Consider the following 13,725-nt stretch of genomic DNA (forward strand, 5'->3'; position numbering starts at 1 on the left):
ATAACCTTATTTATTAATCATTGAATTTAAAAATGCGTACTGTTTTGTTGTTATTTTGCCATTTCATCTATTTACATAGCAACATAGCTTGCCTGTACAAATTTCTTAAGCCACAATCATTACCTAATTAACTGTTTTACCTTTATATATCTAAGGGCACAGTTTTTGCTTTAAAATTAAATAAAAGTAACTTGCCAATAAAATGGCACATAATACATACTAACAAAAACTAAATGGTAGTTGCTCCAAAACCGTACCTATATTAATAACATAGCACGGTTCACGTTTATTGAATTTCTAATAAATGGATTTAATAGTATACCTACTTTTTCAAAGAGACGGTGATGGTTTTATAAATGGCTGATGACATCATGCTCAAACACGAGTCCCTCGTGAATGAGCTAAAACAATATTTAGGCAACGCCAAGTTTGACCTAATTTTCAAATCAAAAACAGCAGAGCTTACGAAGCCTGAACAGTTTTTAATTAAAATGGAGATGTCGCGCCTTTCTCAGCCTGTCGAGCGCTTTATTGATCTACGCGGTTTAGTTACAGGACAAGTAAAACCTTACGAACATAATGGTAAACAGCACTTTATGGATGAAACGGCCATTGAAGTGTTTGAAAGCGCATTAAAACAGCATGGTAAATACACACTTGCTGTTTACGAAGCGGTTATGAATACGGAAAATAACCACCGCGTAATGCAAAAAGAAGCCGCCGAAAAAGGGAATAAGCAAGAGCAAGAAGATTTACTAAATACTAATGTTATTAAATTTGCATCTTACGAAAGCCGTGCAGAAGAAAGAATGAATTATTCAATAAAAGTTACTATTGAATATAACGATAAGAAAAATATTAAAGCAAGTACCTCTGATATTTCTTTGAGCGGCTGTAAAATAAAGCTGGCAAAGCGAAACATAATCAGAAAAGGCCAACTAATAGCAATGCGTTTGGTGGGTCTAGAGCAAGACTTTGAACTGGGTTTAAAAAATGGCATTCAATATGAAGTAGTTGCCGTTGAGAATATCTCACGTGAATTTAATCATATTCGTTTAAAGCGAACTTACGTTGAAAATAATGAAGCCTTTGATAACTTTTTAGAAAGCTTTATTCACGGAAATAAACGCCGCTACAAAGTTAATTTAGATAACACACTCGATGCGGTTGTATCAAAAGGTTATGAGCAATATTACATACCTCGTGTTACTTCATTGTATGTGTTTTTAAGTAAAAAAGACGATCAGTATTATCCTAGTTTAAGCCTAACAACCGAAAATAATATTTTTATTCAGCGCTACTTTACCGATGAAAGAAGTGTACCTTGCTTATACAACGTGCTTAACCATAAACGGGTCAGTGGGTTATTAACGCAACCAACAGCGGTTAAAGAAGATTACCTGTATACCTTTACACATGTGTCCTCTGGAAAGATTTATTACTATTCAGCAACCCGCACCGAATTAAACAACAATGCCAAACTACGTGATTTATTTTTAGGGTTTGGTAGTCAAAAAGAAAGCTGGCAATGCTTTAAAATTCAGATAATGCCGAGCCATCCTGATGATGCTTACATACCACTTTCACTGCCAAATTCTGCTGGTAGTAACATTGAAAAACTTAACAAACCTCCTTCGCCTCGTGTTGAAGGGTTAGTTAAAGACGTAAAATATATTGTTGTATTAACTAGTGTAGGTAATAGCGTTGAGCAATTGCGTTATAAACAAATAACTTACGATAAAGCTTTGGTCAATCAGCTTAAACTTTTTGGGCATGCCAAACATAAAACGGCTCCCTATTTAGACATTGTTGCGCTTGAGTATGTAAATTTACGTTCGCATAAACGCTATTTATACAAAACCGACGTTAAATTACACATAAATGATACGGTATTAAGTGGACATACGCGCGATTTTTCAGTCATGGGGCTACAACTAGAGTGCGATCAGCCTGTTAGCTTTAAAAAAGGCGACATTGTCTTTTTAACATTCCCTGATTTACAAAAAATAACTAAAAAGCATGCATTAAACGAACTCAAGTACGAGGTTATGGCTATCAGTAAGTCACTGACCACCGTTAACTTAAAAGCCAATAGAGTGGCTGACTTACCCCATGCTGGCGTTAGTTTTTTTACACAATTAATTGAAAATAACAAAGATAAATTAAAGGTAAGTGAAGAGGCTCCTAAAATTGAAGGACTCTCTACAGCACTTAGAAACATGGTAACAAAAAGCGTTTGCCAATTTCCGCTGTATTTACACAAAGAAGCGGCACATTTTAAAGTGGGTGCAATTGGTTATGGTTTATATTCAAGCCCGCTGCATGTACTTTTACAAAACTTTGGTTTACTGAGCAATAAAACAGACGTGTCGAGTATAATAACTAACGAGCAAATTTTAAATGTGATCACCCCAAATATAAAAGATCGCAGCAGACAAGATCCGCCACTTGCGTTTACACTGGCAATCAATTTTGATCCCCGACAAGATAAAGTCACCGAAGCTATTCAAAGCCAGTGTATATTAGGTGAAGATTACAGCAGCTTTAATGAACAAATTAGCAAGGGGATTAAGTCTCAAATTATATTTGTTATGCGACTATATATTTCACGTACTGGTCGCCCAGATACAGATTACCTATCCAACGAGCTTAGCTATGTGAGTCAATACGCGTTACATAAAGCTAAAGAGTTGGAAGAAGCTTTATGGTCGGTAACAGGTGTGGGTGATGTGGTTGATATTACAGAAGAAGCTTTAAGTCATTTTGAGTTAGATCAACAAAAGGTTGACCAAATGGGCCGTCGTAAACTGCTTTGGTTAAACCGCTCTCGCTAAGCGGTTTAACGCTAATATGCCATCGTTATTTTTTGTTTAACGGAATAGCGAGCATATAAAGTAACTGTAATAACGAGCCTTTACAAATAGCTGCTTGCGCTTGCTCAACTACTTTTGGTTTACCATGAACAGCAACCCCAAGCCCAGCCTTTGCCATCATAACGAGATCATTTGCACCATCGCCAATCGCCACTGTTTGTATTTTTTCAAGTCCGAGCTTAGCTTGCAAAGACTCTAAAATAACCGCTTTTTGCTGTGCATCCACAATCGTACCAAGTACCTTACCAGTTAATTTATCATCTTTAAATTCAAGCACATTTGCATGTACTTCATCTAAATTAATTAACTCCTTAACACGCTCTGCAAATGGCACAAAACCGCCCGATGCAATTGCTAAATACCAATTGTGATGTTTTAGTACTTGGCACAAGGCTTTTATGCCCGGCATTAGTGGCAAGGTATTTTTTAATTCTTCAATAAGTTTTTTTTCAATCCCTTTAAGCTTACCTACGCGTTGATTTAAGCTTTCACTAAAATCAAGTTTACCTGCCATTGCGAGGGCTGTTACAGATGCCACATCATCGTACACATTTGCTAAGCGTGCTATTTCATCAATACATTCAATAGTAATCGCTGTTGAATCCATATCCATCACTAACAAACCCGGCTCGAAAAGGTTAGGCGGTGTATTAATTTGTACTAATTGGCACTCTAGTGTTTCTGAAAACGCTTTAAGCGTTAATGGATTAATAGATTGCGTTGTATTTTGAGTATAAAAACACAGTGCTGGAGATAAGCCTAAATCAGGCTGGTATTGGCATAATGCTGTGACCGTTTGCCCATGATGAGCTAAAAACTGAATAAACGTATCTATACTTGTCGCATTAAAGTCACCTGCAAATGCAATACTAAACAACCCTGTTTGTGTATTTGGAACACCATCAAATAGTGTAAAAATCCCGTTGTTATGAGCAAACCATTGGTTGAGCGTTAACATTGACAATGATTGCTGAGAAGTAAGCTGTGCCATGCTGATTTGCGACATAGGATCTCCGTGTTTATTTTTATTCCACTGATATAAAACGAATTGAAGCGGTAATATGAATGCTAAATTCGCCATCGGGGTTAATTTAAGGTTATAGTAGTAGTTGTAACATCAAATCAAAACTCTGTCAGTAGCATATACGGTGACTATGAAAAATAACCATCTTAAAAATCCAATATCGGCATCACAAAAGAAACGACTTTTACGGTTATTATTAGCTGCTGGCTGTTTTGTATTGCTTAGTTGGGTAGGTGTAAATAGTAGCTTTCAAAGCCATCAGTTATTATATGATAGCGCCGACAACACAGCACAAAGCTTAACTCAATTTATGGCTTTAAATGTTAAAACACCACTGATAGAAAAAAACAAACCTCAGTTAAACACTATTTGTAACGACATAGCTAAAGACGAATTTGTACTGTCGGCTACCATTTATGATCATCAGGGGATTCTAGTCGCCAGCAGTGATAATTGGCAGTCACACCATATTTTAGGTCAACTTCCAGAATCGACTCCAGGAATAAGTAAACTTAAAACACCATTTGTTGAACCCGTTATAAGCGATGATGATCGCCCTCTAGGGTTTGTTTCGGTAACCTATTTAACACGAGCTGCTATTTCAGACAGCCACAGCCATTTTCATGATTTGGGTCGTCAGGTTTTATTAATGCTAGTTATTGCATGTATTTTTACATGGCAATTGGGGCGTGGCTTAAAGCGTTGGCAAGTAAACCGCTATATACGAAAAACCTCAGAGCAAGAGTCGTAGAGCATTTTAGCTAGCACCTCTTTATCGCTACTTTGTTTTAAACTACACAGAGCGTTGAACACATTTGGGATATGAAGCGGCGTATTAATCTCACCTTGATGACCATTTAGTGGCATTGAGGGCGAATCGGTTTCGAGCACTAAGTGCTGAGGTTCAATTTGAGTAATTACATTACGGGTTTTAGCTGCGCGCTCGTAAGTTATAACCCCACCCACGCCTAATTTAAAACCCTGTTTAATATAATACTGTGCTTGCTGTAGTGAGCCAGAAAACGCATGTATCACTCCACCATATTTTGGCTTACAGCGTTTAAACGATTGCGCAATTAAATCATGACTTTGCCGATGGTGGACAATAAGCGGCAAATTTAGCTCATTAGCAATTTTTATTTGCTGCTCAAACAATCTCGTTTGCTTTGCAAGGTCTTCGATACTTCTATCAAGCCCACACTCACCTATAGCTACTAAATGATGCTTATTTGCAACCCCGAACTCAAAAAGTGCCTCTATGTGCGATTCTTTATGTTGATCTAAAAAGTAAGGATGTAACCCTGCTGCTATTTTTATACTTGGAAAAGTAGCTTTGAGTTTGATAAGAGTATGCGATTGAGCGAGCGTAATACCCGGCACAACAAACTGATTGACTCCCTTTGCTATACACTCGTTTATGAGCGATTCACGAATTGAATCAAACTCGCTAAAGTCGAGATGGCAATGAGAGTCAATAAATTGCACGGTTACTTAATCATCAATTTATTAAGGGTTTAAGCGTGTAACTTGCCAGCTGTTATCTGCTTGGCGCTGGTACATAAAACGGTCATGTAAACGGTGTGCACCACCCTGCCAAAACTCAATTTTAGTAGGCACTACACAGTAACCGCCCCAAAAATCAGGCAATGGGATTTCACCTTTAGCAAACTTGCTTTTCATATTAGCAAAGGTTTCCATAAGTACTTTTCGCGACGACACTGGCCTACTTTGTTGCGACGCCCATGCTGCTAATTGGCTTTCTTTAGGACGCGATAAAAAGTATTTTGCCACGGCTGATGTAGGTAATGGTTTTGCCTCACCGTATACAATCACTTGGCGCTCCATATGGTGCCACGGAAAGTGCAGCGATATTTTGTTATTGCCTTTTAGCTCTTGTGCTTTACGTGAGCCGGTATTAGTAAAAAATACAAACCCGTTATCGTCTAAATGTTTTAACAATACAATACGCTGTGAAGGTTGCCCGGTTTCATCAACCGTAGCGACCACCATGGCCGTTGGGTCTGGGATATTACTGCCCACAGCATGCTCAAGCCACGTTTCAAATTGTTTGAATGGATCATCTTGCAAGTTATCTTCGCTTAGCGCGTCTTGCAGGTATTCACGGCGGATGTCTTCGAGTTTCATAAACAAATCCTTCTCTGTTTATTAAAGCGTATGTGGGTAAGTTAAGGTCAGGCTGTTAATCGTTTTAAGAGCAAAAATAAAAATGTTTTGTTTAATGTTAGTTTAGTGTTGGGTTTCGTTTCACTCTACTCAACCTACGGTGCTATCAGCTACACAATTAATTAACTTACAAGAGTTCGTCAAGTAAAGCCTAAAATCATCTGCAAGTGTAGGAGTGCTGACAAGGCGAACTACACGAAGCAGACGTACACCTAGGTAGTTTAGCCTAAGACAAGGCATTCACCCCTACTTATCCCTATGAGCATACGGTTTGTATGTGATTAGGATAAGTCGGGGTGGATAACGCAGTATTAGGTTAAAATACGACGGTGATTACATTTGCTCCATGACTTCAATGCCTAACAAATCCAATCCAGTTTTTAGCGTATCTGCCACTAAATTACACAACACTAAACGGCTGTCACGTACGCTTGGCTCTACGCCTTCTTTGAGTACTGGGCAGGCTTCGTAGAACGTCATGTATAGGCTAGCAAGCTCGTACAAGTACCCACATAATACGTGTGGAGTAGCCTCTGAGATCATTAAATCAAGCACTTCTTCAAGCTGCAGTAGTTTAAGCGCGAGTGCTTTTTCTTGCGGCTCGGCTATGGCTACATCAGCATTTAGCGTAGCGGCATCGACACCTGATTTACGGAAAATACTGCGTACACGGGTATAAGCATATTGTAAGTAAGGTGCTGTCGCGCCTTCAAAGCTTAACATGCTGTCCCAGTTGAATATGTAATCGCTGGTACGATGTTTAGAAAGATCAGCGTATTTAACAGCGCCAATACCTACTTTACGCGCAATTTCGCTGCGATCATGTTCTGATAAATCAGATTCACGCTCAGCAAGTTTTGTTGCTGCACGGCTAATCGACTCTTCAAGTAAGTCGGCAAGCTTAACAGTACCACCAGTACGGGTTTTAAATGGTTTACCATCGGCGCCCATCATGGTGCCAAACGGGCAAAACTCGTAGCTTGTTTCATCGCGTAAAAGGCCAGCTTTTCGTGCAGTAAGCTCCACTTGATTGAAGTGAAGGCTTTGGCGCGCATCAACAAATATTAAAATACGCTCAGCACCCAATTTATTTGAGCGGTAATCACACGCGGCTAAATCGGTGGTTGAATACAAAAAGCCGCCGCCAGATTTTTGCACGATAAACGCAGATGGCTCACCATCTTTATTGGCAAGCTCATCTAAAAATACTACTTGTGCACCTTGCGACTCTACCGCTATGTTTTTATCTTTTAATAAGCTAATAATGTCGTTAAGCTCACTGTTATAAGCACTTTCAGCCATAATGTCGTCTTGGGTAAGCGTTACATTTAGACGTTTGTAAACTTCTTCAGAATGCTTAACAGAGGTCGCTATAAATAGCTTCCATAGCTTTTCACAGTGCGCGTCGCCGCCTTGTAGTTTAACGACGTAATCACGGGCTTTATCGGCAAAACCTTCTTCATCGTCAAAACGTTTTTTAGCATCGCGGTAAAACGTTTCTAAATCAGCAAGCGCTACCGACTCTAAGTCTACGCCTTGGCTAATTTGATCTTCTAAATGCGCAATTAGCATACCAAATTGTGTGCCCCAATCGCCCATGTGGTTTTGACGAATGACTTTGTCGCCTCTAAATTCAAGCGCACGTACAATGGCATCACCAATAATGGTTGAACGCAAATGGCCTACGTGCATTTCTTTTGCAAGGTTAGGTGATGAGTAATCTACCACGACAGTTTGTGGATTAGTGTGCTCGTTTACGGCAAGCTTTGCATCGCTGTTAGCCGCTTCTACGCTTTTGGCTAAAAACTCAGGCTTTAAATGAATATTAATAAAACCAGGGCCGGCAATTTCAGTTTTTTCTGCAATGTCGGTTACATCTAGGTTATCAATAATTTTTTGCGCAAGCTCACGTGGGTTGCTTTTCATTTTTTTAGCGGCGCCCATTGCACCATTAATTTGGTAGTCACCAAATTGTGGGCGTGTGCTTTGTGTAACCGCTGGGTTTGTGTCTTCTGGTAGGCCTGCTGCGGTCATGGCGGCAATGGCTTTTTCTACTAAAATAGTACGAATGTTCATTATATTATTTACCTTTGTAAGCCCGCCATAGCAGGCTTTCAGTTTACTTTAGTCAGTCGATTCTAGTTTTCGCGAGTATGGTTAAAGGTTACTTCTGGGTAACGCTCTGTCGATAAATTAAGGTTTACACGGCTCGGTGCTATGTAAGTTAGGTTATCGCCACCATCAAGTGCTAAGTTGCTTTCGCACTTACGTTTAAACTCTTCAAACTTTTTAACATCAGTTGAGCTTACCCAACGTGCTGTATTTACGTTTACGCCTTCGTAAATTGCATCTACGTTGTACTCAGCTTTTAAGCGCGCTACAACTACGTCAAACTGAAGTACACCTACCGCGCCTACAATTAAGTCGTTATTAATGAGCGGTCTAAATACTTGTACTGCACCTTCTTCAGAAAGCTGAACTAAACCTTTTAATAGCTGCTTTTGTTTAAGCGGATCGCGCAAACGAATACGACGAAATAGCTCAGGCGCAAAGTTTGGAATACCGCTAAATTTAAGCTTTTCGCCTTGTGTAAAGGTATCACCAATTTGGATTGTACCGTGGTTATGTAGGCCTATAATATCGCCTGCGAATGCATCTGCTGCACGCTCACGATCGCCTGCCATAAAGGTTACTGCATCTGAAATACTCACCTGTTTACCAAGGCGTACATGATTCATCTTCATGCCTTGACTATATTTACCCGACACAATACGCATAAAGGCAATACGGTCACGGTGTTTTGGATCCATGTTAGCCTGTATTTTAAATACAAAACCAGTAAAGTTCTCTTCTGTTGCGACTACTTGGCGGTCTTCTGTCTCACGCGGTAGCGGCGTTGGCGCCCACTGTGTTAAACCATCAAGTACATGGTCTACACCAAAGTTACCAAGGGCGGTACCAAAGTATACTGGCGAAAGTTCACCCGCTAAAAATAGTTCAAGGTCAAATTCGTTTGAAGCACCAATAACAAGCTCTAGTTCTTCACGTAGTTGTTCAGCGAGTTCTTCACCAATGGCGATATCTAGCTCTGGGTTATCAAGGCCTTTAACAGTGCGAACTTCTTGAATTGTATGACCTTGGCCTGTTTTGTATAAAACCGCTTCGTCGTTATGAATGTGGTAAACACCTTTAAACTCTTTACCACAACCAATTGGCCAGGTAATAGGTGCACAGGCAATATTGAGCTCTGTTTCTACTTCATCAAGTAGCTCCATTGGGTCACGAATATCACGGTCACACTTATTCATAAAGGTCACAATAGGCGTAGTACGTAGGCGCGTAACTTCCATTAGCTTACGAGTACGTTCTTCTACACCTTTTGCGGCATCAATAACCATTAAGCACGAATCTACTGCGGTAAGAGTACGGTACGTATCTTCAGAGAAGTCTTCGTGTCCAGGGGTATCAAGTAAATTAACCAGCGCATTGTTATACGGAAATTGCATTACAGAGGTAGTAACCGATATACCACGCTCTTTTTCCATTTCCATCCAGTCAGACTTTGCATGCTGATTAGAGCCACGGCCTTTTACCGTTCCGGCTTTTTGAATCGCTTGTCCGAACAAAAGTACTTTTTCGGTGATGGTGGTTTTACCTGCATCCGGGTGAGATATAATTGCAAAAGTACGTCGTTTATTTATTTCGCTAAGGAGATTTTGGTCTGCCATTAAAAAGTTCTTATAGTTTGAATACGGATAATATCACCATAAAGTGTGCAGACGTTTAAAGGCTAAAACTGCTAAACCCCGAAACCTCAACACACCAAAACCAAGAGTAAATTAGCCCCTAGTTTGCGATCCGTTATGTTAATCGTAATTAAAGACTATTTTCGCTGATCTTGACCCTTTAAACAATCAATGGTTAGTTATTAACTGATCTTTTTTATCAATATTTAAACTCAGGCCGTTTAGTTTGTAATTTGACTCAAGCAAAATAAAAACTTTTACTTAATTAAGTAATTAAAACCTACGCATAAAGGGGAAGTTACCTCTAACTAAAGTTTATATTTTAGCGATGAGTAAAGCGCAGGCTTGTTTAATAAACTTGTAACGCATACTATAAAAAGATTGCGTCAAGGATATTAGTTAGTTAATGAAAACCAGTAAGTTAAGCATTAGATTATTATGGTATATAACCCCGCTTGTTATATTGCCCCTGCTATTTTTAGGTGGGTTTACGTTAACTAATGTAACTAACTCTACGCAAAAACAAGCCGATCTAATCATGAGCCGCTTTGTTGAGCAGCAACAACAAAAAGCGTTTAACTACATAGACTCATTCCACTCTACCACTAAGCTACTTTCTCGCTCTCCGGTACTTAACGACTTTTTGGCCAATGACGCACTTTTAGACGGAAATTATACGCGCAGGCTTGGCGCTCTAATGGATGTATTTGCCAGTTACAGCGAAGCCTACCCTGACATTATTAGTATAAATTTAGTGTCGGCTAGTGGTAAAAGTGACGCCTATCATTCAAATAATTTAACCATAGCGCCTAAAAACTACCCCTTTTTTAATCAGGTTATACAAAGCAATTTGAGCCAACAGCAGTTTATGGTTCAAAAACCCGACGGCACAACCAGCCTGTATTTTGTGCAACGAATAGATAGCGTGGGTTATTACCTAAAACGTCCACAACAACTGGGGTTTATTGTTGTAAATGTTGAGCCTTCAATTTTAAATACCAGTATTTTAGAAGCGCCTTATAACAATACGCTCAATTTATTGTTGACCAAAGACGGTAAAATACTATTTAGCTCTAATTATAATTTACGAGGCCAGTACATTAGCGAATATGAACTTAATAAGGTTCGCGATTTGGCCGACATAGGCTCACTTTCTACCATTGAGTTATCGAGCATTGATAAAATCGAACGTATGATTTTTGCCGTACAAATGAGCGGCGGCTATTATTACGTATCAACAATTCCCAAAGCGGTACTTCATCAGTCGGGCAAAGCCATTAGCCTAATTACGGGTCTGATTGTTATTATTTCAGTGATCTCGTTACCTATCTTGATATTTGTTGTTGTACGTAACCTATTGTTAAATCCAATAGAGCTATTAGGTGCAGCCAGTCACCGAGTAGGTGACGGTGACTTAGCAGTAAGCTTACCCGCTCATACCGATGATGAAGTAGGCATACTGTTTAACGACTTTAACCACATGGTTAATCAAATTAGGCACTATCAACAACAACTCGAAGAATACAAACATCACCTAGAAGACAAGGTGGAAAGCCGAACTCAAGCGCTTGAGTCTATGAATAGCCAACTTGAACTCGCAATTACTCAAGCAGAGCAAGCTAACCAACTTAAAAGTCGTTTTTTAGCAAACATGAGTCATGAAATACGAACCCCTCTCACCGCTATTATGGGCTTTACAGAGCAGTTGCTACATAACGATAAAATAGTAAACGACAAACAACATTTAAGTACTATTTTACGAAACTCAAAGCACTTACTTGAACTCATTAACAATATTTTGGATTTATCTAAAATTGAAGCTGAAAAATTAGCTGTAGAGCAAGCCTCTGTGAACGTTGTGCAGTTAGTCCATGATATTGAGTCAATCATAACGCCACTGGCGCAAGAAAAGCGTTTAGAACTTAATATTATTTTTGACTTACCAATACCGCAAACTATATACACTGATGTAACACGCTTAAAACAAATTTTAATTAATGTGGCCAACAACGCCGTTAAATTTACAGAGCAAGGGCATGTCTCTATTTGTGTGCATTATCATGCTAAAAGCAACCTCATTGAGTTTGTAATAACCGACACCGGTATTGGTATGTCTGAGCATCAAATTTCTCGTGTATTTAAACCGTTTGAACAAGCAGATGCGACAACTACACGTCGCTTTGGTGGTACTGGGTTAGGATTATGTATATCCAAAAATCTGGCAAATTTATTGGGTGGCGACATAAAACTAGAAAGCGAAGTGGGCGAAGGAAGTGAATTTTCAATTAGTGCTGCTTGCCACTTAAAAGGCAAAACACCCGAGCTTGAGCTGCTTGTCGATCATGCACAATTAACCCCTGAAAAAGACCCTCTATTATCATTTGCGACTAACAGCTTTGACGCAAATATTTTGGTTGCTGAAGATAACCCAGATAATCAGCTACTGATTAAGTTGCTGTTGCAAACTTGGGGGCTTGAGCCTGACATAGCTAATAATGGTGCACAAGCCGTAGAAATGGCGCTAGTAAACGACTATCAACTCATTATTATGGATATGCAAATGCCCGTCATGGGTGGGCTTGAAGCCACCAAAATGCTACGACATGCTGCTTACGACGGTCCCATTATTGCACTTACCGCAAACGTAATGAATCACGATATTGGTACCTATATAGAAGCTGGCTGCGACAAAGCGCTTGGAAAACCAATAGATAAAGATGCCCTCGAAAACGTACTTGTTAGCTACTTGCACCTTGAAAAGGATAATCAAAATAAGTGGGATGACTTGTTAAAAAGTGAAAAGTTTCAACAGATATCTGATAATTACTTAGCAAACTTACCCAGTTATTTGGAACAAATAAAAACATTTCACCATGCACAAGATTGGGAAAGTCTAAAAGCAGTTGCGCATAGTGTTAAAGGCAGCGCAGGATGTTTTAACTTTGATGCCATTTACAAAAGCGCTGGCAACCTTGAAGAAAACCTAAAAAGTAACGATAAATCACAAAGAGATGAAATTATAAACTCAGTAATAGTGGCAATACAGCAGGCTATTAACTCAAAATAAAACAGTTGGCTGCCTGCAACTAAAAAGAATTACATAAACCCTAAGCTTAATGCCATACCCATTAAAATAGCATCTTCAAAACCGTTTTTAGTTGCATCATCACTTGGGTAATAATTCTTTCGTACCGACATCTCTATAAACCCAGCTTGCTCATAAAGCTTAATTGCACGCGTATTTGACTCCCGCACTTCTAAAAATAAATTTTCGGCATTTTTCTGTTCACCATGCTCTATAAATTTACTCAATAGCTGCTTAGCAATCCCCTTACCTTGGTGCTCAGGCGTCACGCATATATCCATAAGCGTAAAATCGGGCCCTGCTTTTTCACCAATGTAAAAACCAACGAGTATGTCACTATCAAAGGCCGCTAAATTAAAATAACGCCCACCAATACATGAACTCATCGTTTTTAAAGTCCAAGGATGACTATGACACGCATTTTCAATAGCCATAAGCGCTTCTACGGCATCGTTATTTACAGGTTTAAAGTTTATCAAGGTGTTCACTTATTAAAGCCCACAAAGCACGTTTATCGGTTGCATTTAGTTGTGGGGATGGCAATTCAAGCTGATCACCCGTTAATTGCATGTGCTTGCTTTTCACCACGCTATTTATAGCTACAGGCACTGCTGCACGATTAATATCTGCAAGTAATTGGCTAGAAAGCTCAAGGGGTTCAAATGAAGCAGGCGTTAATTCTTTTTCAACGTTATTTCTAAGGGGTTCAGCATTTTCTGGTCGAAAATGAGTATTTAATTCGAGATTTTCAATATCAAAAACAGCTGCGTACCGTGAATGCATAACGACTCGATGAAATGAGGAAGTAAGATA

At 39.3% G+C, this 13,725-nt stretch carries 10 protein-coding genes; 3 read left to right on the forward strand and 7 right to left on the reverse strand.

The genetic code is table 11. From position 1 onward, the window contains the following. Positions 1–356 precede the first annotated feature (356 nt). A complete protein-coding gene (locus R0J88_RS08270) occupies positions 357–2,834 on the forward strand; it encodes a PilZ domain-containing protein (RefSeq protein WP_058428468.1) in 2,478 nt (825 codons plus the stop codon). A 25-nt stretch (positions 2,835–2,859) separates the two neighbouring features. On the opposite strand, the gene serB is transcribed toward R0J88_RS08270, so the two are convergent. Further along, positions 2,860–3,879 carry a phosphoserine phosphatase SerB gene (gene serB / locus R0J88_RS08275; protein ID WP_410899641.1) on the reverse strand — a complete coding sequence of 340 codons (1,020 nt, stop codon included), beginning with the start codon at positions 3,877–3,879 and terminating at the stop codon, positions 2,860–2,862. A 148-nt stretch (positions 3,880–4,027) separates the two neighbouring features. Here serB and R0J88_RS08280 point away from each other — a divergent pair, with 148 nt between their 5' ends. After that, positions 4,028–4,648 (forward strand): AhpA/YtjB family protein, encoded by a 621-nt coding sequence (locus tag R0J88_RS08280; protein ID WP_006791934.1) that lies wholly within the window; start codon positions 4,028–4,030, stop codon positions 4,646–4,648. On the opposite strand, the gene R0J88_RS08285 is transcribed toward R0J88_RS08280, so the two are convergent. The 4 genes from R0J88_RS08285 to prfC form a co-directional block, all read right to left on the reverse strand. Then, positions 4,615–5,382, reverse strand: coding sequence for a TatD family hydrolase (locus R0J88_RS08285; protein WP_410899642.1), 768 nt, complete (start codon positions 5,380–5,382; stop codon positions 4,615–4,617). The genes R0J88_RS08280 and R0J88_RS08285 overlap by 34 nt on opposite strands. 21 nt (positions 5,383–5,403) lie before the next feature. Next, a complete protein-coding gene (gene pdxH / locus R0J88_RS08290) occupies positions 5,404–6,042 on the reverse strand; it encodes a pyridoxamine 5'-phosphate oxidase (protein WP_006791932.1) in 639 nt (212 codons plus the stop codon). Positions 6,043–6,414: 372 nt separating this feature from the next. Then, the gene (argS, locus tag R0J88_RS08295) at positions 6,415–8,157 is read right to left on the reverse strand and encodes an arginine--tRNA ligase (protein WP_410899643.1); all 1,743 of its coding nucleotides are present in this window, start codon (positions 8,155–8,157) and stop codon (positions 6,415–6,417) included. A 62-nt stretch (positions 8,158–8,219) separates the two neighbouring features. Continuing rightward, positions 8,220–9,809 carry a peptide chain release factor 3 gene (prfC, locus tag R0J88_RS08300; RefSeq protein ID WP_410899644.1) on the reverse strand — a complete coding sequence of 530 codons (1,590 nt, stop codon included), beginning with the start codon at positions 9,807–9,809 and terminating at the stop codon, positions 8,220–8,222. Between the two features lie 424 nt (positions 9,810–10,233). Between prfC and R0J88_RS08305 the strand changes: the two genes are divergently transcribed. Beyond that, entirely contained in the window at positions 10,234–12,894 is a 2,661-nt protein-coding gene (locus R0J88_RS08305; protein WP_410899645.1) for an ATP-binding protein, read from the forward strand. A gap of 29 nt (positions 12,895–12,923) precedes the next feature. On the opposite strand, the gene rimI is transcribed toward R0J88_RS08305, so the two are convergent. Both rimI and R0J88_RS08315 read right to left on the reverse strand, forming a co-directional pair. Next, positions 12,924–13,391 carry a ribosomal protein S18-alanine N-acetyltransferase gene (rimI, locus tag R0J88_RS08310; RefSeq protein ID WP_058428462.1) on the reverse strand — a complete coding sequence of 156 codons (468 nt, stop codon included), beginning with the start codon at positions 13,389–13,391 and terminating at the stop codon, positions 12,924–12,926. Beyond that, complete coding sequence (locus R0J88_RS08315) at positions 13,378–13,695, reverse strand: hypothetical protein (RefSeq protein WP_410899646.1); 318 nt, start codon at positions 13,693–13,695, stop codon at positions 13,378–13,380. The genes rimI and R0J88_RS08315 overlap by 14 nt, the downstream gene beginning before the upstream one ends. Between the last annotated feature and the right edge of the window lie 30 nt (positions 13,696–13,725).

The sequence above is a fragment of the Pseudoalteromonas sp. SIMBA_162 genome (genome assembly GCF_046535955.1).
Taxonomy (GTDB): Bacteria; Pseudomonadota; Gammaproteobacteria; order Enterobacterales; family Alteromonadaceae; genus Pseudoalteromonas; species Pseudoalteromonas marina.